19 protein-coding genes and 1 pseudogene are annotated in these 21341 nt (G+C 52.6%); 9 read left to right on the forward strand and 11 right to left on the reverse strand.

The genetic code is table 11. The features are described from left to right. Positions 1-8: 8 nt before the first annotated feature. The 6 genes and pseudogenes from HA45_RS05755 to HA45_RS05780 all read right to left on the reverse strand — a co-directional run bounded on the left by HA45_RS05755 (position 9) and on the right by HA45_RS05780 (position 6014). Positions 9-923, reverse strand: coding sequence for an alpha/beta fold hydrolase (locus HA45_RS05755; protein WP_100703823.1), 915 nt, complete (start codon positions 921-923; stop codon positions 9-11). Positions 924-928: 5 nt separating this feature from the next. Beyond that, positions 929-1546 (reverse strand): 3-isopropylmalate dehydratase small subunit, encoded by a 618-nt coding sequence (gene leuD / locus HA45_RS05760; RefSeq protein ID WP_100703822.1) that lies wholly within the window; start codon positions 1544-1546, stop codon positions 929-931. A 1-nt stretch (position 1547) separates the two neighbouring features. Further along, positions 1548-2969 (reverse strand): 3-isopropylmalate dehydratase large subunit, encoded by a 1422-nt coding sequence (leuC, locus tag HA45_RS05765; RefSeq protein ID WP_100703821.1) that lies wholly within the window; start codon positions 2967-2969, stop codon positions 1548-1550. Positions 2970-3114: 145 nt separating this feature from the next. Then, a pseudogene (locus HA45_RS05770) lies at positions 3115-4409 on the reverse strand (NAD(P)/FAD-dependent oxidoreductase). 16 nt (positions 4410-4425) lie between these two features. Further along, on the reverse strand, positions 4426-4848 hold the full coding sequence (locus HA45_RS05775) for a RidA family protein (RefSeq protein WP_100703819.1): 423 nt from the start codon (positions 4846-4848) through the stop codon (positions 4426-4428). Positions 4849-4874: 26 nt separating this feature from the next. Beyond that, complete coding sequence (locus tag HA45_RS05780) at positions 4875-6014, reverse strand: ornithine cyclodeaminase family protein (protein ID WP_100703818.1); 1140 nt, start codon at positions 6012-6014, stop codon at positions 4875-4877. 162 nt (positions 6015-6176) lie between these two features. Between HA45_RS05780 and HA45_RS05785 the strand changes: the two genes are divergently transcribed. The 5 genes from HA45_RS05785 to HA45_RS05805 all read left to right on the forward strand — a co-directional run bounded on the left by HA45_RS05785 (position 6177) and on the right by HA45_RS05805 (position 11643). Beyond that, positions 6177-7007 (forward strand): helix-turn-helix domain-containing protein, encoded by an 831-nt coding sequence (locus tag HA45_RS05785; protein WP_100703817.1) that lies wholly within the window; start codon positions 6177-6179, stop codon positions 7005-7007. Between the two features lie 149 nt (positions 7008-7156). Continuing rightward, positions 7157-8548 (forward strand): APC family permease, encoded by a 1392-nt coding sequence (locus tag HA45_RS05790; protein ID WP_100703816.1) that lies wholly within the window; start codon positions 7157-7159, stop codon positions 8546-8548. A 311-nt stretch (positions 8549-8859) separates the two neighbouring features. Continuing rightward, entirely contained in the window at positions 8860-10506 is a 1647-nt protein-coding gene (gene mqo, locus HA45_RS05795; RefSeq protein WP_100703815.1) for a malate dehydrogenase (quinone), read from the forward strand. 130 nt (positions 10507-10636) lie between these two features. Further along, positions 10637-10900: a hypothetical protein gene (locus HA45_RS05800; RefSeq protein ID WP_100703814.1), complete on the forward strand. Its 264-nt coding sequence runs from the start codon at positions 10637-10639 to the stop codon at positions 10898-10900. Then, a complete protein-coding gene (locus HA45_RS05805) occupies positions 10897-11643 on the forward strand; it encodes a Fic/DOC family protein (RefSeq protein WP_100703813.1) in 747 nt (248 codons plus the stop codon). The genes HA45_RS05800 and HA45_RS05805 overlap by 4 nt, the downstream gene beginning before the upstream one ends. Here HA45_RS05805 and HA45_RS05810 read toward each other — a convergent pair. Then, complete coding sequence (locus HA45_RS05810) at positions 11640-12530, reverse strand: LysR family transcriptional regulator (protein ID WP_100703812.1); 891 nt, start codon at positions 12528-12530, stop codon at positions 11640-11642. The genes HA45_RS05805 and HA45_RS05810 overlap by 4 nt on opposite strands. Before the next feature lie 105 nt (positions 12531-12635). Between HA45_RS05810 and HA45_RS05815 the strand changes: the two genes are divergently transcribed. The 4 genes from HA45_RS05815 (at position 12636) to HA45_RS05830 (ending at position 17029) form a co-directional block, all read left to right on the forward strand. Then, on the forward strand, positions 12636-14054 hold the full coding sequence (locus HA45_RS05815; RefSeq protein ID WP_100703811.1) for a coniferyl aldehyde dehydrogenase: 1419 nt from the start codon (positions 12636-12638) through the stop codon (positions 14052-14054). A 13-nt stretch (positions 14055-14067) separates the two neighbouring features. Then, positions 14068-14757: a type 1 glutamine amidotransferase domain-containing protein gene (locus tag HA45_RS05820; protein WP_100703810.1), complete on the forward strand. Its 690-nt coding sequence runs from the start codon at positions 14068-14070 to the stop codon at positions 14755-14757. A 209-nt stretch (positions 14758-14966) separates the two neighbouring features. Further along, complete coding sequence (locus HA45_RS05825; RefSeq protein ID WP_100703809.1) at positions 14967-16181, forward strand: multidrug effflux MFS transporter; 1215 nt, start codon at positions 14967-14969, stop codon at positions 16179-16181. Between the two features lie 128 nt (positions 16182-16309). Then, positions 16310-17029 (forward strand): dienelactone hydrolase family protein, encoded by a 720-nt coding sequence (locus HA45_RS05830; RefSeq protein ID WP_100703808.1) that lies wholly within the window; start codon positions 16310-16312, stop codon positions 17027-17029. Between the two features lie 35 nt (positions 17030-17064). Here the strand turns inward: HA45_RS05830 and HA45_RS05835 are convergent, their stop codons facing one another. The 4 genes from HA45_RS05835 to HA45_RS05850 all read right to left on the reverse strand — a co-directional run bounded on the left by HA45_RS05835 (position 17065) and on the right by HA45_RS05850 (position 21329). Further along, positions 17065-18204 carry an alpha-hydroxy acid oxidase gene (locus HA45_RS05835; RefSeq protein WP_100703807.1) on the reverse strand — a complete coding sequence of 380 codons (1140 nt, stop codon included), beginning with the start codon at positions 18202-18204 and terminating at the stop codon, positions 17065-17067. Between the two features lie 73 nt (positions 18205-18277). Next, entirely contained in the window at positions 18278-19531 is a 1254-nt protein-coding gene (locus HA45_RS05840) for a flavin-containing monooxygenase (protein WP_100703806.1), read from the reverse strand. 123 nt (positions 19532-19654) lie between these two features. After that, positions 19655-20473 carry an ABC transporter permease gene (locus HA45_RS05845; protein ID WP_100703805.1) on the reverse strand — a complete coding sequence of 273 codons (819 nt, stop codon included), beginning with the start codon at positions 20471-20473 and terminating at the stop codon, positions 19655-19657. A 1-nt stretch (position 20474) separates the two neighbouring features. After that, positions 20475-21329, reverse strand: coding sequence for an ABC transporter permease (locus HA45_RS05850; protein ID WP_100703804.1), 855 nt, complete (start codon positions 21327-21329; stop codon positions 20475-20477). Between the last annotated feature and the right edge of the window lie 12 nt (positions 21330-21341).

The raw sequence follows: 21341 nt of genomic DNA on the forward strand, positions 1-21341 counted from the left end.
TCCAGCGGTTATAGCACAGAATCCAGAAAGCCCTGAAGCTGGGTTAAAAAGATGGCCGGAACCTCTTCCTGCGGAGAATGCCCGCAGGGTAGCGCGTTGCCTCGCACATTCAGCGCTTTATCCTGCCAGGTCGCGGTGACGTCATACAACTGGCCCACCGTGCCCTTTTCACCCCACACTAACTGCAGCGGGCAAGCGATGCGTTTGTCGCTGTCTTGTGCATCATGCGCTAAATCTATCGTCGCAGCGGCTCGATAATCTTCACACACCGCATGGATCATCTCGGGCTGTTGATAACAGCGCAGATAATCCTCAAAGACGGCTTCCGAGGTTGCGCCCGGCGTCTTTAACTGTCCTTCAATATGCTTTCTGAGGAAAAACGCCGGGTCGTGACCAATCATCGTTTCAGGAAGTGGAAAAGGTTGGATCAGGAAAAACCACCAGAAATAGCGCGTGGCAAAGGCTTTATCCGTCTGCGCGTACATGGTCGCGGTCGGTGCGATATCGATGAACGTGCAGCTGGTGACTTTTTCCGGATGATCGAGCGCCAGACGATGTCCGACTCTGCCACCGCGATCGTGCCCGACAAAAGCCACGCGCGTCAGTCCTAACGCATCGATCAGCAGGCTGATGTCATTGGCCATGGTGCGCTTCGAATATGTCTCATGCCGGTCGTCGCTGGCCGGTTTGTCGCTGTCGCCGTAGCCGCGCAGATCGGGCAAAATCACCTGATATTTCTGCGCCAGCTGTGGGGCGACCTTGCGCCACGCCAGATGATTCTGCGGATGCCCGTGCAACATCAGCAGCGGCGTACCCTCTCCGCCGATGGCCACTCGCAGCGTCACGCCATTGGCCAGTTTCACATCTTTCAAGGCAAAGCCTTCGATAAACGGCGATGCGCCGCGTTCCGTGATGTCACTCATGCTGTTTATCCTGTTACCCGTTGCAGCCACGGACGCTGAGCAAAGTGCCGATGTTCAAACTGCGCAATGTCGGACTCATATTGTAGCGTCCACTCCACCGCGTTGCCGCCGCCGAGCAACATTTCCCGTTTTAACGCGCTAACCTCAAAATGCAGGACGTGCTGATGACAGCTAATAGTCTGCTGTTCCAGCGAAACGGTAATCTGATTATGTTGCGCATCGGCGGTCGCCAGACTTAGCTGCTGATAGGCTTCTTCACTGAGCGTGAGTGTCAGCACACCGTTACGCTGGCAGTTATCGTCGAAAATCCCGGCAAAGCTGGTACCGATAATGACGCGGATCCCCAGCTGATTCAGTCCCCACACCGCATGTTCACGGCTGGAGCCACAGCCAAAATTGGGGCCGACTAACAAGAACGTGGCATCTTGACCCGCCGGTTGATTGAGGATGAACGCGGGATTGGCGCTGCCATCCGGCAGAAATCGCAGGTCGAAGAACACGCCGCGATCCAATCCGAGGCGGTCAATGCCTTTCAAAAACTGCTTTGGCATGATCACATCGGTATCAATATTAGCGGCAGGCAAATGCGCGATGCGTCCAGTGATGTTATTCAATGCATCCATGTTAAACCTCTGCTGTATGAAAATAACGGACATCCACCAGATGGCCGGCCACCGCAGCGGCGGCGACCATCGCCGGGCTCATCAGATGCGTGCGTGCGCCCGCGCCCTGACGGCCAGCAAAATTACGATTGGTCCCGGAAGCGCAGCGATCGCCAGGCTCCAGCACATCCTCATTCATCGCCAGACACATCGAGCATCCTGACTGGCGCCACTCAAACCCGGCATCGATAAAGATGCGGGCTAAGCCCTCGGCTTCAGCCTGCTGACGAACCTGCGTTGACCCCGGCACGATGATTCCGCGCACGTGACCAGCGATTTTATTGTTGCCAATGACGGCGGCAGCCGCGCGCAAATCTTCAATCCTGCCGTTGGTGCAGGAACCAATAAAAGCATGGGTAATGGCGATATCGGCTAAACGCATGCCGGGTTCCAGCCCCATGTATTTCAACGCTGCCCGCATGGCCTGCTGTTTAATCAGATCATTTTCCAGCTGCGGATCCGGGACACAGCCTCCGATCGCGCTGGTTTGGTCGGGGCTGATCCCCCAGGTGACGCGAGGTTCAAGATCGCTACAGTCCAGCGCAATCGTGCGGTCAAACTTCGCATCGTCATCGCTGCGCAGTGTCATCCAATCGGACCTGGCCTGTTCCCACAGCGCACCCGTTGGCATCTGGGGTTTACCCTGGATATAGGCAAAAACTTTGTCATCCGGTGCAATGATCGCGCCACGCGCACCAGCTTCCACCGCCATGTTGCACAGCGTCATGCGTCCTTCCATGCTCAGTGCATCAATTGCCGGCCCGCTAAATTCGATGGCATAGCCGGTCGCGCCTGCCGCACCGATGTTTTCAATCAGCGCCAGAATGATGTCTTTCGCCGAGCAGCCATAAGGCAGTTCACCGGTGACCGTCACCAGCAGGGTTTTCAGCGTGCGATAAATCAGGGTTTGCGTAGCGAGCAGGTGTTCAATTTCAGAAGTGCCAATGCCAAAACCTAATGCACCGAAGGCACCGTACGTCGTGGTGTGACTGTCACCGGCGGCAATCACCATGCCCGGCATCACCAGCCCTTGCTCATGAGCGACGACATGTTCGATCCCCTGACGAGGATCCATCACGTCAAACAGTTCAATACCAAAATGCGCCGCGTTTTGACGGAAATAATCAACCTGAAGCTGGCCACCGGCATCCGTCATCGCGTTGTCGCGCTCAGGGCGCGTGGGATTAACGTGATCAACATTGAGCAGAATGGTCGCAGGATGGCGCACCGGGCGTTGATGTTCACGCAGCCCACTGAACGCCTGCGGGCTGGTGTATTCGTTGAGAATTGAGCGATCAATGTAGAGCAGTACATGCCCTTCATCGTCTAACCGACGGACGACATGCTGATCGATGAGTTTTTCATACAGAGTTTTGTTAGCCATGCTATTGCCCACGAAAGTGTTCACAATTCATCAGTAACGTTAGGGTAATACAGCCGTGGGCAAAACCATGAACACGCAACGTGAACTGATAGGTTATGAAGTGTGTTCTATGGGCGACCGTGAGACCGCCCATCGCTGAGTGGGATTAAATCAGACGCTCGAAGCGGTACGGTGTCGGATCGATTATCGGTGCATGCCCGGTCACCAAATCTGCCGCTAGCTGACCTGCGGCGGGTGATGTCCCGAAACCGTGCCCCGAAAAACCGGTTGCCAGGGTTAATCCCGGTAACGACGCCACCGGACCAATCACCGGGTTAGAATCTGGAGTGATATCAATCACACCCGCCCACGACGCCGCCATTTCGGCCTGCTGAAACACTGGCCATGCCGCTCGAAGATTCCTCATCGCTTCACTGTTAAGAGCAGGATTGGCTGGAGGATCCAGCGTGCGGACCTGCTCAAAAGGCGAGCGCCGATCGCTACGCCAGCGGCGCGCCAGGGCCAGGTCCTTGACGAAATATTGGCCAAGTGAGATGCGCAAATTATCGCGTGCCTGGCGTAATTGCGGCAAATAACGTGTTCCAAGCAACACATGATCCAGCGTTAGCGGCGCATCCAGCGCGCCCCGTTGCGTGATGATGAACCCGCCGTCCTGGTGTTTGCGAAACGAAAAATCGGGCGCACCGACGGCGATTTCCGCCGGTCCCTGCAGCGGCCTGGTGCGCATCACCGAGCAAATCAGCGGCAGCGTGGGCAAATTAATTCCGTGATTTCCCAGAAAGCGGCGTGACCAGGCGCCTGCAGCCAATAGCACCTGATCACAGCGGATTTCCCCGCGTTCGGTTACTACGCCACTGACGCGACCGTTGCTGGTGGACAAAGCACGCACCGCACACTGCTCAACAATAATCGCGCCTTTGGCGATGGCCGCCCTAGCGATGGCACTGGCTGCCAGCGTAGGTTCCGCTCGCCCGTCCGAAGCGGTAAAAATTCCCCCGCCCATTTTGCTGCGCCACCCGGCACCTGCGCAGCGATTTGCGCATCACTGAGCAGACGCGAATCCAATCCGGCCGCGCTGACCCCGCTTAACCATTTTTCATGCATCGCCATCTGCGCTTCATTGCGAGCCACAAACATAATGCCTGCCTGGCGGTAACCCACATCGCTGCCGACACGCGTTGCCATACTCGCCCACAGCCGATCGGCCACCTGGGCCAGCGGAATATCCTCCAGCGCACGACTGGTTTTACGAATCCAGCCGAGATTGCGGGAAGACTGTTCGCCAGCAATGTGCCCTTTTTCCAGCACCACCACGGGAATATTACGCTCTGCCAGCGTCAGCGCGGCGGTGAGGCCAACAATACCGCCGCCAATAATCACCACCGTGGTCGTATCCGGCAACGTTTGCGAAGCGATAACCGGAGAAATAACAGGTGCCATAACGCGCCTCCCGCCCTTACAGGGCTACGGTGATTTCCTGAACCTGAGCGTTACCGGCACCGCGATAGGCAGTCACTTCCAGTTCCACTTTATAAACGGTTGAGCCCAGCGGTGGGCAGGTCACTGTCGATGCAGGATTCACCCCACGAAACTTCTCACCAATGATAGCCATCACCGTAGGCACATCCGCAGGATCCTGAATAAACACGCGTGAGCACACCACATCCTGTAATGAAGCATCGATAGCGGCTAACGCGGCCTCTATATTGGCAAACACCTGCAAAGTTTGTTCACTGACATCTGCGGGAATGTCTTTGGTGACTGGATTGCGTCCGGCGGTGTTGGAGACATAAATCCAGTTATCTACCGCCACGATGCGCGAATAACTCGCCTGCTCTTCAAATATCGAACCGGTTTTCACTTTGATGATCTGAGTCATGATCGTTCCTCTATTAATAAATTGGATTAGCTTAAAACCGGTGATTCCCACAGGTTGAGTTTGACGCCAATGCCTTTCTCTAAGGCATTGCGATATAACACCGTGCCCCAGGCGACATCCTCTACCGGCATGCCTCCCACCGACATGATGATGATCTCGCTGTCGTTTTGACGGCCGGGCGCCTCTCCGGCAACGATTTTGCCGATATCCTCCAGCTGCTCTGCTTGCAGTTGCCCTTCGGCGACCATATCCATAAAGCGCACGCCAATAATCGGCACACAACGATGTGCAGGCTTGGGCACTTCATCGAACCAGGCGTGATACAGCCCGGTGTTATCCAGCACTTTGCGTACATCGGACTGTTCCATGCCTTGATCGATATTGCATAGCGCAGGCATGGCCAGAAAGGCTCCAGGTTTCACCCATTCCCGTTTTACCAGCGGATAGGTGGCGGGATCCCCTACCTCTCCCGAGCTGCAATAGGTGACAATGTCACTCCCGCGCACCACCGCTTCCAGCGTATCGACAATCTCCACCTGCTTTATCTGCGGATAGGTTTCCTGCACCCAGGTGAGAAAGTTATCGAGGCTGCGCTGTCCGCGGCCTTTGACTTTGATGGTGTCGATGTGAGGACACACGGCGATAAAGGCCGCCACGGCGGTTTTGCCCATGACGCCTGGGCCAAGCAAACCAATGACGCGCGAGTCTTTCCGGGCCAGATGACGTGCGCCCACGCCGGGCACCGCGCCGGTGCGATAGGCCGACAACAGGTTGGCCGACATATGCGCCAGCGGTGCGCCGGTATCGGCATCGTTGAGGGTGAACATCAGAATGGAGCGTGGCAGCCCTTTTTCGCGGTTCGCGATATTGGATCCATACCATTTCACCCCAGCCGTGCCGAAGTTGCCGCCCAGATAAGCGGGCATCGCCATCATGCGACGATCGGCGGTGGGTTTTGGCATCGTGGGGAATGGCGAGTTTTCCGGGAAAGTCACCATCGCACCGTGTGAATCATTGTTCGATCCCGCCATGCGATAGTCACCGTGATACAACAGGCCAAACATCTCTTCCATGGTATCAACGCAGGCGGCCATATCGGTCACGCCGGCACGAATCATGTCTTGCTCTGACAGGTAAATAAAATCAATCCGGGTTGAATCACTCATGGTTTCGCCTCTCAAGTCAGTTCAGGTCGGTTTCCTGCTGCGTGAGGTAGAAATAGCGCGCCAGCAAGGAGGCTGTATTGAAGATTTGCGACATGGCACATCGATGTCGTGGCACAGCACTTGCATCACTCAGGCTGTAAATAGCCCGCAGCGGAGCATGTCATGACCCAATTGCCCATCTATCGCCACAGTGGATTTCAGCCCGAGCAGCCGTGGTTTGTGCTGAACGCCGCGCAGCATTACTCGCTGATTGCCTCCGACAATCCGGCTATTTCCCACTTCTATAGTTTTGATGTCGCGGAGAATGCCAGCATGACGCTGGCCATTCCCGATGGCTGTGTCGATATCGTTTTTGATTGTGATGCGCAGCGGCCTGCGGCGCGGGTGTGTGGAACCACGCTGGAAGCGCGCGGTGCCGATATGCAGCATAACCATCACTATTTTGGTGTGCGCTTTGCACCTGGCATCATTCCTGATTTCCTTGACGTAATGGCAGAGGAAATTCCCGATCGTGAATTCAACTTTCTGGATGTGGTGCCGGATGCACGTTTAGCCTTCGAGCAGATCGTGCAAACGCGCGATTTCTCTCGTCAGATATCGTTGTTCAATGCCTGTTTCACACCGCGCCTGGTGCGCAAAGCCTCTGCCGTCACCTCATTGATTATCCAGACGATGCGCCAGGTGAAAGGCAATATTCGCATCGACCAACTGGAAGCCCTGACCGGCTACACCTGCCGCACGATCCAGCGACAGTTTCGCCAGGATACCGGGATGTCACCTAAGGCTTTCAGCCGTATTCTGCGCTGTCAGTCGGCGCTCGGCAGTATTCATCTGCAGCAGGATTTATCGTTTAGCGATCTGGCATTCGACCTTGGATTCAGCGATCAATCGCACTTCCTGCGCGAGTTTAAAAAGTTCGTCAGCACCACGCCGTGCGACTATCAACGGCGTATTGCGCACCAGGCCTATTCCCATCGTTTACGTTTTCACTGAGCACTAAAACAGTGCAGCGTTGCACTGTGACGCTGTCCGATTTTTTCTATCCGCCAGACGCCTTGCTGAGAAATGATGCCGCTACGTTACCTGCCTCAGGCGGCACAGACTGCCTGAGAACTTTCTCTTAGCTGTTGAGGGCATTGGCGATGAATACGGATTCCGGCTTACGCAAAAATTCGTTGGGTTTGTTTTCTCTGGTGTTTTTTGTCGTCGCGGCAGCATCGCCGCTAACCGGCGTGGTGGGTGGTTTGCCGGTGGCGATTATTTCCGGCAACGGCGGCGGCATTCCGGTGTTTTATATTCTTTCGTGCATTATTTTGATGTTATTCGCCGTCGGCTTTATCGCCATGAGCCGTCACGTCAACAATGCCGGGGCTTTTTACACCTATATCTCCAAAGGGATGGGTGAAAATTGGGGTGCCTCGGCCTCGGTATTAGCGCTGATGGCATATATCTCCATCCAAATTGCCATCGTTGCCATGCTGGGCTTCTTTACCCAGTTATTTATTGAAGAACACTTCGCCGCGCATATTCCCTGGTGGGCGCTGAGTATGTTATTTGTGCTGGTTTGTTGGGTGTTAAACATTAAGCGCGTCGAGGTCGGCGGAAAGTTACTCGGCATATTGATGCTGGCGGAAGTGGCTATTGTGCTCCTGACTGACGTGATGCTGCTGATTAAAAAAGTGGGGCCATATAGTTTTCAATCTTTTGAGCCGTCGGTGTTTATGCAAGGCAATCTCGGCATTGCATTTATCTTCACCATCGCCGCGTTTATCGGTTTTGAATCCACCGCGATTTATGCCGAGGAGTGTCGCGACCCGCATAAAACCGTGCCGCGAGCCACTGTGTGTGCGCTGTTACTCATCACCGCGTTTTTCTGCTTTACCAGCTGGTCATTGGTGCAGGCGTATGGCTTTGATCAGATCGTCGTGATTGCCAGTAAAGATCCCGGTAACTTCGTGTTTAACATCACCCGACAATATGTGGGTCAGTGGGCAGTAGAGACGATGTCAGTATTGTTAATTACCAGCTTATTTGCCGCTGCGCTGGCGTTTCATAATAATATTTCGCGCTATCTGTTTAGCATCAGCCGTGATGGATTGATCTGGAAAGAACTGTGTAAAACCCATCCCACCAACGGCACGCCACACAATGCCAGCCACGTACACAGTGTGATTATGCTGATGCTGCTGGCCGGGATGGGCAGTGCGGGACTGGACCCTATGGTGCACATATTCGCCATTGGTTCCGCCGTCGCCACGCTGTGTATATTAATATTACAACTGGGCGTCTCCGCCGCTGTGGTGCTGTTTTTCCGTCGTATTGACAGCAAGGAGAATCGGTTCACCGTCTTCTGGGCACCGTTGCTGTCGATGGCGTGTATGAGCGTGACCATTATTTTGGTGGTTAACAACCTCCAATCGTTAAGTGGTAGCGATTCCAGTGTAGTGAAACTGATTCCATGGTTCATTGCCGGTTGCGCGCTGTTGGGATACGGCATGTCGATCAAGCGCAGTATTAAAATCCGCGCGTCCTAAGCTTGAGTCAGAACGGTGTGCAAGGACGCGCACCGGCTTCATGATGTCAATCTTCGTACATCACATCACGCGTTTTATTTGACCTAAGTTGCATTGCCCGCTATAAAGAATAACCGCGCTGTACTCACGGATATATCTCCCCACCCTTCGCACGCATTGCTTAATTTCCCATCAACTTCGCTTTATGTAAGTTAAATAATTAACACCAATACTTTATTAACTAAAAACAAGTTAATCTTTTCGTAACAATCTTTTAATTTGCAAACCGAAAATTTAACGTTCACCTGCAAAGTATAAAGATCAGGATCAGAATGACTCATTCAAAAAAAATCGTGTCTGCCCTTTCGCTGGCAGCGCTGCTTGTTGCTTCAGCGGTCCACGCTGAAGACGCACCAGAAAAAACCGATGTTCTGTTGATTGGCGGCGGCGTCATGAGTGCCTCGCTGGGCACATGGCTGCAGGAACTGCAACCGGGCTGGAAACAGCTGATGGTCGAGCGTCTGGATGGCGTCGCACTGGAATCGTCTAACGGCTGGAACAACGCCGGTACCGGTCACTCTGCGAACATGGAACTGAACTACACGCCAGAGCGTGCAGACGGTTCAATCGACGTGAGCAAAGCCCTGGAAATCAACGAAGCCTTCATGATTTCCCGTCAGTTCTGGACCTCTCAGGTTCAGCGCGGCGTGATGCACGATCCGCGTTCATTCATCAACTCCACCCCGCACATGAGCTTTGTTTGGGGCGACAAAAACGTTGAGTACCTGAACAAGCGTTACGATGCACTGCAGAAAACGACTCTGTTCCAGGGCATGAAGTTCTCTACCGATCACAAGCAGATCGAGCAGTGGGCTCCGCTGGTAATGGAAGGTCGCGACCCGAATCAGAAAGTGGCAGCCACCTGGACGCCAGTCGGCACCGACGTCAACTACGGTGAAATTACCCGTCAGCTGATTGGTAGCCTGAAAAAAGATCAGAACTTCAAATTAGAAACCTCTTCTGAAGTCACCGATTTCAAACGCAACAGCGACAACTCCTGGCACGTCACCATTAAAGACGTGAAGAGCGGCGAAAACCGTGCGGTTGATGCGAAATACGTGTTTATCGGTGCAGGCGGCGCAGCCATCAAGCTGTTGCAGAAAACCGGCATTCCAGAAGCAGATAACTACGGCGGATTCCCGGTTGGCGGCTCGTTCCTGATGACTGAGAACCCAGAGATCGCGAACCGTCATCTGGAAAAAGTGTACGGTCAGGCTTCTGTTGGTGCACCACCGATGTCCGTTCCACACATCGATGCGCGTAACCTTGATGGCAAAAAAGTGGTGCTGTTTGGACCCTTCGCCACCTTCTCTACCAAGTATCTGAAAAACGGCTCACTGTTCGATCTGTTAAGCGCTACCACCACCAGTAACATCATGCCAATGACTCACGTTGGTATTGATAACTTTGACCTGGTGAAATACCTGATTGGTCAGGTAATGCTGAACGACGACGACCGTTTTGCCGCGCTGAAAGAATACTACCCGAACGCACGTAAAGAAGATTGGAAACTGATTCAGGCGGGTCAACGTGTGCAGATCATCAAGAAAGATGCCGAAAAAGGTGGCGTGCTGAAACTGGGTACTGAAATCGTAACCGATCAGCAGAAAACCATTGCCGCGCTGTTGGGTGCATCACCAGGTGCTTCTACTGCTGCGCCAATCACCCTCGACGTGATGAAAAAGCTGTTCCCAGAGCAGTTCGCTTCTCCTGAATGGCAAGAGAAGATCCGTGGCATCATTCCAAGCTTCGGTCAGAAACTGAACGGCAACACCGCCCTGACCCAGCAGGTATGGGACAACACCGCAGCCACGCTGCAGTTGACCAAACCACCGGTGATCAACATGGGTGACCAGTCAGTGGCACCAACCCAAGCTAAACCGCGTGCGGAATCCGCTAAGCAAGATATGGCGCTGTAATTTTCCCTCGCGCTAATTGAGAAAGCCGGACTCTGTCCGGCTTTTTTGTGCTTTGAAGAAGGCAATGCCACAGAGCAGACACTCATCCTCCCACGTGCTAAAATTAGCCATCATTGAATGAGGCAAAGATATGACTAAAGCTGCATCATTAAGTGTTGCAAATCAGGTACGCGAACTGGCTAAAGCGCACCAGGTAACTGCTGAGCGTGACGGCATGAGCCGCATGGCTGTTGCTATCACTCGCCTGGCCGATGACATCGTTGAACTTGATGTCATCGAACAACTTCTGGTCAATTTGAAGAAAAAAGGCATTTTGACCAAAGCAGAAACGCTTGAGATACAAGGCAACTATCTGCGTGAAAAAAGACAAATTAAACAGAATTTTTCTGCATGATTTTTGATCCCTTTGGTGACTTCGAAACTGCAGGTTATTTGCAGAATGTGTTAAGTTTGAAAGATCCCGATGAAGTAAAAGCCTCTGAGCATCTCTCTTTCGAACTTAGCCTTGAAGAAGCGCTGCAGTTTCTTTCAAAAGAAAAACAATTAAATTATTCTTCCGTGCTTAAAGTGCATGAGATTTTATTCACAGGTTTTTATCATTGGGCCGGAAAGGACCGTAATAAATTAGTTCCACACCTGTCGATATTTAAAGGTGCCCGTGAAGACAAACATTTTACCGTATTTGAATATCCATATCTTATCCAACCTGCAGTGGAGTATGCGCTAAAACTCGCCAGTAACATGGTTAAGTTTCGCGAAAAACCAGGTGAAGTGATGGGACAATTAGCTTTTGCTCATCCGTTCCTGGATGGCAACGGTCGTACAATATTACTTTTTTTCATGGAGTTAAGTTTTCGCGCCGGCTTTTCAATCGATTGGTCTAAAACGATGAAAGATGATTACCTACGCGCATTAAGCGTTGAAATTCGTGACCCCGGTAAAGGACATCTTGACCGCTATCTCAAACCGTACATCATTGAAATTCATAGTCGGGACGAATGGCCATTAATCATCGGGAGTATTAAAGGTCTGGATGGACTGGATAAGGAACAAATGAATTATAGTGAGATCGATGATCCACAGGTCAGGAAACATTATAAAAGCTATCAATCACTACATTTAGATAATGAATCTTAATTTCTGTTATTCATCCCCCAGACCAGTGCCTGTCTTGCATGGGCAATACGCGGCTGGCGCAGAGCGCTGGGTAACCAGATAAGGTGATAACGAATCTCTGTGTCCCCCACCGGCGCGTCCAGCACCACCAACTCCCCTTGCGCGATTTGCGCCTGGCATAAAAATGCCGGCATCACCGACCAGCCAAATCCACCGCAGAGTAAACTTCGCAAACCACGTAAGTCCTGCCCAACCACCGCAGGTAACAGCGTCTGATATTTAATGCGATTCTTATCCAGCCAGTGATCAATTAATGACAGTTTCAGGTCATAAGCCAAAAGGGGTTCGTTGATCAAATCCGTGGAAGAATTTGCGCTGTTATTCAAGCGAACCGCCACGGCCGGTGCAGCCACAGCAACCACGCGGTCTTGAAAAATCACTTCCCCCTTTAAACGTGGATCGGTCACCGGATGTGCCGTCACGCCGAGATCACAGTGCCCTTCAATCACCATCTGCGCGACTAGCGGACCATCACCGCTGTGCATATGCACGCGAATACCGCTTTCAAGCAAAGGAAGCAACTCTGCTGATAATTTCTCCGCCATAAAATCCGCATGTCCGATGATCTGCAACGTACCACTCACATCCATGGATCGGGCTCGTGCCGATGACAAGGCGGATTCAGCAGTATCGAGTGAGTGGCCTATATCAGCGGCCAAATCGTCGGCAGCGGCAGTGGGTGTTACACCATGAGCCTGACGTTCAAACAGCGGTCGACCCACTGCGACTTCCAGGCCGCTAATGTGTTGCGAAACCGCAGGCTGCGTCAGATTCAGTGCGCGTGCCGCACCGGAAATTGAGCGCTGGCGATACACTTCCATAAACGTTCGTAAGCGAACCAGTGACATAGTGACCCATAAATTATTTTATACCCCTGCCAAAATAGCCTTGTTAGCCGTCAAACACCAGCGCGAGTAAGCTGCCCACATCTTGAAACGCACGGGAAAAAAATCATGTCACTTCAGCAAGAATTACTGCATGTGCTGCACACAATGAAACAGGCTCACCTGCAGAACGAACCTGCTAGCGCCGAACTTCGCCACGATCGCCTATTACGCAGCGTGGCATTAATTCGTGAGAATCATGCCGCGTTTACTGCGGCTATCAGCGCCGATTTCGGTCATCGTAGCGCCTATCAAACCCAGGCGGCCGACCTGATGACCACCATCAGTATGTTGCAGCACTCCGCTGAGCATCTGGAGCAGTGGATGCAGCCGGAGATCGCCGAGGTCCCGGTTGCGGGTATGCAGGCGCGTATCGAACCGCAACCCTTAGGCGTAGTCGGTATTATCAGCCCGTGGAATTTCCCGATTAACCTGGCATTTGGCCCATTAGCCGGTGTGTTTGCTGCGGGCAACACCGCGATGCTGAAACCCTCTGAGCTGACACCTCACACCTCAGCATTACTGGCGGAGTTAGTCCCGCGTTACTTCTCCGCTGATGAGCTCAGCGTGGTTTTGGGTGACGCCAGCGTGGGCCAAGCGTTTAGCGCTCTGCCATTCGACCATCTGGTCTTCACCGGCAGCACCGCCGTCGGTAAGCATGTGATGCGTGCAGCGGCAGAAAATCTGGTGCCTGTTACGCTGGAATTGGGCGGAAAGTCGCCGGTGGTGATTAACGCTGATGCTGATGTGGCAATGGCTGCAGCCCGGACTCTGACCATAAAAACCTTCAACGCCGGTCAAATCTGTATCTCACCGGATTACCTGTTACTTCCGCATGTCGCTGAAGCGGAATTTATCACCGCGTCGCAACAGTTCATGCTGCAGACGTACCCAACGCTGCAAAGCAACGAGGATTACACTGCCATTATCAGCGCTCGACACTATCAGCGACTGATCGATCTGATCGAAGATGCGCGTGTTAAAGGTGCTCGGATCGTTAGCCTGGCCCCTGCGGGCGAGCCGGACTTTGATGCACAAAGCCGCAAAATCGCGCCGCATTTGATCCTCGATGTCACCGAAGAGATGGCGGTAATGCAGGAAGAAATTTTTGGCCCGCTGCTGCCGATCAAAAGCTATAGCGGAGAGGTGAAGGAAGCGATTCGCTATATCAATGCGCATCCACGTCCATTGGCCGCCTACTATTTTGGTCACGATGAACAGCATCAGCAGTTGATGGCCCAGCACACCACTTCGGGTGCACTGGTGATAAATGATGTCATGACCCATGCTTCTCTCGACAGCCTGCCATTTGGTGGCGTAGGTGCTTCCGGTATTGGCGCGTATCACGGGATTCACGGATTCCGTCGTTTCAGCCACGCCAAGCCGATTGTGATCCAGGATAAGGCGGGTACCACAAATTTACGGCTGCGTGCGCCCTATCAGGACAAAAGCGCAGCATTAACCGCATTACTGAATAACCAACATTAATCGAGGACAGAAAATGAAAATTTTGATGGTTCTGACATCGCATGACGAGCTGGGCAACACTGGCAAAAAAACTGGATTCTGGCTGGAAGAGTTCGCCGCACCCTACTTCGTGTTTAAAGATGCGGGCGCCGAAGTGGTCTTAGCGTCTCCGGCGGGTGGACAACCGCCGCTGGATCCAAAAAGTGATTTACCTGAATTCCAGACTGCAATGACCGCACGCTTCAAATCTGATGCGGCGGCACAACAAGCGCTGGCCAATACCGTAAAGCTGGCAGGCATCGATCAGCAGGATTTCGATACCGTCTTTTATCCCGGTGGCCACGGTCCCTTGTGGGATCTGGCGGAGTCAGCAGACTCCATCCAACTGATTGAATCTTTCGAGCGTGCCGGTAAGCCGATTGGTTTTGTCTGCCATGCACCTGGCGCGTTGCGTCATGTAAAAGCAGCGAGCGGTGCCCCGTTAATTCAAGGCAAACAGGTCACTGGTTTCACAAACAGCGAAGAAGCAGCCGTTGAACTCACCGATGTGGTGCCTTTCCTGATTGAGGATGAGTTCATCAAACTGGGCGCGCATTATCAAAAAGGCGCTGACTGGGCACCTTTTGTCGTAGAAGACGGTAAACTGATCACCGGGCAAAATCCGGCCAGCTCAGAAGATGTTGCGAAAGCACTGCTACTGCAACTGGCAGCACAACAGCCTTAATCGCTTTAAAGCACATCACTGCACTGGCGGTGATGTGCCTTCGTCTTATTAGCCATCCCATTTATGAAATTTTCTCATAGGTGCTAGCAGACTGGCGCACCTAATCAATCCCTTCTGCCTTTGTTAAGCTACTCCGCAACCCCTTTTCCATCATTGTATTCAAGTCCTGGCATCGCACAGGTCCTTTCCTTTCCTCATAAAAAGACACTATGGATATCAAAACTGCAACGCATCCTCCGGATATGAAAACCGGCATCGCCTTTATTATTATTCTTAGCGCGCTGATGGCATTTACCTCACTCTCAACCGACATTTATCTGCCGGCCATGCCCGCGATGTCAGCAGCGTTACACGGCGATTCGGAACTGACGGTCACCGGATTCCTGATTGGCTTTGCCATCGCGCAGTTAATCTGGGGCCCGATTAGCGATCAACTCGGCCGAAAAACACCGTTATACATCGGGATGATTATCTTTGCTGTCGGTTCTGCGGGATGCGCACTCTCCAGCGACATGCCTCAGATTGTCTTTTGGCGCGTCATTCAGGCGGCGGGCGCCTGTACCGGCCCGATGCTGGCGCGTGCGATGATCCGCGATCTGTTTACCCGCACGCGTGCTGCACAGATGCTGTCAACGCTGATCATTGTCATGGCGATTGCCCCTATCGCCGGACCATTAATGGGTGGCCAAATCATTCGTTACTCGCATTGGCCGGTGATTTTCTGGTTTCTGGCGGTGGTCGGCGCATTGATGTTCATTTCACTGCTCTGGCTTCCTGAAACACTGCCGGCAGAAAAACGGGTAACGGCGTCACCTCGGCAAGTAATGCACAATTATCGCACGCTGCTGCAAAATAAAAACTTTATGCGATTTACCCTGTGCGTGACTTTTTATTACGTTGCCGCTTACGCATTTATAGTCGGATCGCCTGCGGTGTATATCAGCTATTTCGGTATCGATCCGCAGCATTATGGTTGGCTGTTCGCCATTAATATCCTTGGACTGGTGACGGTCAGCACCGTCAATAAACGTTTAGTGCAAAAGGTCAGGCTTGAGACGCTGCTGAAATCCGCCTCTTTTATCGCCGCGCTGATGACATTAGTGATGTGTTTTGTACTGAAAACGCATCCGGCAGCGTTGGCGGGATTGGTCATCTGTATCTTCATTTTCTTCTCAATGAACGGAGTTATTGCAGCCTCTGCTACCGCAGCCGCGCTGGATGCCGTGCCGAATGCCACGGGTTCAGCCTCCGCGCTGATAGGATCATTGCAATACGGTAGTGGGATTGTCTCCTCACTGCTGCTGGCAGGACTTAACAACGGTACACCCTGGATCATGGTGAGCATTATGACAGTATTCACCCTGCTCAGTTTTCTCATCACTCTTGGCGGTGGGAAATCTCAGCCAAAAATGGCAGAAATTTAATGCTACGGTGAAACATTAAATAGGGTATTAAACATTTGGTGCGGTGAAATCAGCATGCAATTGCTAAATTTAAAATAGTCGGTAACGTCGTGGCTTCATCTGCTAATAACAATCAGCGAGCTTAATTAATGAGCAACATCCAGTCTTCAATCCTTTCTTACACCGTGGACAATGCACCCTTTGAAGGTTATTTAGTTTACGCGACTGATAATAACGCCGCTCAGCCGGGCGTGGTTATTGCACCCAACTGGATGGGTGCCACTGCGGATGCCGCAGAGCAGGCCAAGGCAATTGCGGCCAAAGGTTATGTGGTGCTGGTTGCCGACCTTTATGGTCAGGGCCAACGTCCCACCAACGGCGAAGAAGCCGGTGCACTGATGATGGCGGTGAAAGATACCCCGGCCGAAGTGGCACGTATGCAGGCCGCTTTGGACGCGTTACGTACGCAAACCATCGCGCCAGTGAATGCTGATAAAGTCGCGGCTGTGGGGTTCTGCTTCGGTGGACACTGTGCACTGGAGCTGGCACGCAGTGGCGCAGATATCAAAGCGGCCGCTTCATTCCACGGTACGCTGGATACCAAAGGCGCTTATGATGACAACGTTATTCAGGCTTCACTGCTGGTACTGGACGGCGCGGCCGATCCGCTGGTACCACGTGAGCAGCTAGCGGCCTTTGCCAATGAAATGAACAGCAAAGGTGTTGACTGGCAGCTGGTGAGCTTTGCCGGTGCGGTGCACTCATTCACCGATCCAAAAGCCGATAATGCTGGCGTGTCGCAATACCATCCAGAAGTCACGCAGCGCGCTTTCAAACGCCTGTATCAACTGCTGGACGAAGTGTTCTGATACCGGTGCGGGAGGCCCCATAGCCCCCCGCGTTTTTATCGCCCTCGCAGGATCCCCGCATCAATCGCTGCCACACTGGTTTTGCCACAAAACGCCATCGACAGGTCAAATTCATTACGGATGATGTTCAGCGCAGTGCTCACCCCTTCTTCACCCAGCGCACCTAAGCCATACAACATGCTGCGCCCGATATAAGTGCCTTTGGCACCTAGCGCCATTGCCCGCAACACATCCTGGCCGGAACGAATGCCGCCATCAAAGTGCACTTCTATCCTATCGCCCACCGCAGCCACAATTTCTGGCAACAGCGTAATCGACGATGACACACCATCAAGTTGACGTCCTCCGTGGTTGGAAACGATCAGCGCATCTGCGCCGGCTTCCACAGCCAGCCGCGCATCGGCGACGTCCATGATGCCCTTCACAATTAACTTTCCGCCCCAGCGCTGTTTGATCCACTCAATGTCTTGCCAGGAAAGCCGCGGGTCATATTGTTGCGCGGTCCACTCCACCATGGAATCAATGTTATCCACGCCGCTGACATGCCCGATGATATTGCCGAAGTTTCGATTGCGGGTGGCCAGCATTTTCCCCCACCAGCGCGGTTTACTGGCAATATTAAGCACATTACGCAGCGTCATTTTGGGCGGCGTCGATAGCCCATTTTTAATATCTTTATGCCGTTGACCAAATACCTGCAAATCCATGGTCACCACCAACGCGCTGCAGTTGGCCGCCCTGGCGCGCTCAATCAGATTCGACACAAACTGCCGGTCGCGTAATACATAGAGCTGGAACCAAAAAGGATGCGCGTCCGTTGCCTGCGCCACGGTTTCCAGCGAACAGATGCTCATTGTAGAGAGCGTAAAAGGGATGCCAAATTTCTTCGCCGCACGCGCTGCGTGGATCTCGCCATCAGGATGGATCATGCCTGTCAGTCCTGTTGGGGCAATTGCCACCGGCATCGCCACATTTTGCCCAATCATCTGGCTAGCGGTACTGCGGGTGGTGATATCTACCGCGACACGCTGTCGAAACTCAATGCGGCGTAAATCAGATTCATTGGCGCGATAGCTATATTCGGTCCAGGAGCCTGCATCAACGTAGTCATAAAACATTTTTGGCACACGTTTACGTGCCAGCTGTCGCAACTCTTCAATACAGGTAATCGTCATTTTCCCACCTAATAAAAAGCGGCTAAATAAAAGGGTATTTAGCGCCTGCGATCACGCAAACACACACACAGATTTATTCAGGCTTGCTGTAGTCGGTATACGCATTTTGCAGCACAATATGATCGGCAATATATTTTGCATCATGCCATACGCCATAAATAAATGATGAAGCCCGATTCACAAGATTAGGTAAGCCGAGGAAATAAATGCCACGCTCTGCAGAAATGCCGCGCTTATGGAATGGCACACCCTTTTCATCAAAAGCTTCGACCTGTAGCCAGCTGAAATCAAATTTGAAACCCGTGGCCCAAATGATCGAGGTTATACCGGCGGCGGCCAGATCCAATTGCGTCAACGGATTCTCTAAACACTGGGGATCAGGTAATAATTCCCAGGCCTGTGGCTCGAGAGGAAGATCCAGTCCGTTACGTTCAATATAGGCATCTGCATCGCGCAATACATCGAAATAGGCTTTGTCACCAGCTGCGATGTTTTCAGCCAGGCCATCGGCAAAGCTCAACACGCCGTTATTCCATTGTTGGGTGATGCCCACCAGTGAAATTCCCATGTGGGCCAAACGGCGAAAATCAACGGTCTTACCGCCTTCATATCCGCTGACGGCAAAGGCAACATGCTCTTTTTTCGGTTTGATTTTCACTTCATCCCACAAGCCCAATGCACCCAGCCACCAGCAATAATCACGGTCACGGTAAGCACGCGGCGGACGGTAGTGTTCGCCGACTGACAAATACACCTTGCGGCCTGTTTTGCCCAGTTCTTCTGCAATCTGCGAGCCTGAAGCACCTGCGCCCACCACGAGCACCCCGCCTTCAGGCAGCTGCTGTGGATTCTTGTAAGAAGAAGAGTGAATCTGATGCAGGTTGGCGCTTTCCGGCACGATTTGTGGGAAAGACGGCTTCTGAAACGGCCCCGTAGCAGCCACCACATTATCCGCTTCAAACTCTCCAATAGAGGTCAGCACTTTAAAACCGCTACGTCCCGGCAAACGTTCAACCTGGTGAACATCAACGCCGGTGCGAATCGGCGCATTGAGCATGTGGGCATAATCCTCGAAATACTTTGCCATACGCTCTTTAGGGGGAAACGCTTCCTGAGAAATATTATCAAATTTCATCGAGGGAAAACGATCGTGCCAGGCCGGGCCATTGGCGACCAGCGAGTCCCAACGCTCTGAGCGCCAGCGTTCTGCAATTCGGCTACGTTCAAATACGATGTGCGGTACGCCCATCAATGAGAGATGTTCACTCATGGCAATACCGGCCTGGCCAGCGCCGACAATCACGGTATTAATTTTTTCTACTGACATGTTTGATCCCTAAATAGAGTCGACCTCGATCTTCATCGCTGAGCATAATCAAGTGTCGTATTAATGATAATCAGGATATTTAAATGCAGCGCTTCGGAAAAACCAAAGCGCGTTAATCAATAATTAATGGCTCGCTTCGACGTTGAGCACCTTACCCAAACCTAAATACTTATTAGCAATAATTAACATCCCAGCGGTAACAGCAATATATATCACTGATAACGCGGCCAAGGTGGGATCAGCAAATTCACGCACATAGTTGTACATGGCTACCGGCAATGTTTGCGTTGCCTGAGTGGTAATAAACAGCGAAGCGGTAAATTCATTAAATGAGAGAATTGCAGCAAACATCCAGCCACCAAACAGACCGGGTAAAATTAACGGCACCGTGATAGTCCACACCACCCGCAGAGGCGATGCGCCAAGACTGGCTGCTGCCATCTCAATACGTTGCTCAAGATTTTTCAGCGACACATAAACACTGCGCAATACAAACGGCAACACCAGCACGACGTGACAGAAAATCACCAACGGATAACCGCGCCCCAGGCCGAGTTGTGACACCAACATCAGCAACCCCAAACCAATGGTGAAGTGCGGGATAAACAGCGGTGACAGCAAAATGCCTTCCAGCACTCGCTTGCACGGAAAGGCGTAGCGCTCGATGGCAATCGCCAACGTTGCACCCACGATCACCGCCAGTGATGATGCCCATGCCGTCACAATCAATCCGGAGTAAAAGCCATGACGAAAATCGTCATAGTTCACCGCGCGCTCAAACCAGCGCAGAGACCAGCCTTTCGGTGGGAAGAACAATACCGAGGTGCTGCTAAACGAGGAGATAAACACCACGATAGTCGGCAGCATCACAAAAATCAGAATGGCGGCGACCAGTAAGCGCCCGGCCAGTGTGACCAGTTTATCGGTCATCGAACGAGTCATATTAGTGTTCTCCCATCGCGTGCAGGAAGCGAGTCATTCGTTTCAGCGCCAGCAGCAGCAGCACGGTCAAAATCAAACCGGCAATACTCAGGGCGGCGGCAAACGGGAAGTTCATCGACGAGAAACCCAGTTGATACACCATGGTTGCCACGGTGCTTACGCGTCCACCGCCAATCAGTTGCGGCGTCGCAAAGGCACTGAACGTCCAGGCAAACGCGGTGGTCAGGCTGGCAACGATACCGGGGATGGATAACGGAATCGTCACGGTTAACAAAGTGCGTACCGGCCCTGCGCCCAAGCTGGTAGCGGCTTTTTCATAATCAGGATTGATGTGTGACAACGCCGTGGCCAGCATCAACACCATGATCGGCATCGTGACGTGCACCAGGGCCACCACCACCCCACTTTGGGTGAACATAAATTGAATGGGCTTCGAGATGAGGCCCATTGCCAGTAACAGGCTGTTCAGGAAGCCACTGTTGCCCAACACAATAATCCACGAGTAGGTGCGCACAACTTCACCGAGGAACAGTGGTGTGATGGCAATGATCAAAATCGTGGATTTAATCCATGTTGTGCGTGTCCGTACCAGCGCATAGGCCAACGGGTAACTCATCAACAAGCCAAAAATGGCGGTCTTGGCGCTTAACACTACGGTGTTGATGAACGCATCGGCATAGATGGTTTTCAGCAGTCCGTTGAAGTTTGCCAGGGTAAATCCGCCCACGTCGAGCGAACCGGGAATATAAGCCCGCACGCTAAACTGCATCACCGCGAACATGGCCACAACCAGTCCCAGTGCCGTCAGTGTGGCGGGGATAATGAACCAGGGTAAGAATGTCGGTTTTCTCGTCATAGACGTTGCTGC

Origin of the sequence: Pantoea rodasii (assembly GCF_002095465.1) — a bacterium.
In the GTDB taxonomy this organism is placed as follows: domain Bacteria; phylum Pseudomonadota; class Gammaproteobacteria; order Enterobacterales; family Enterobacteriaceae; genus Pantoea; species Pantoea rodasii.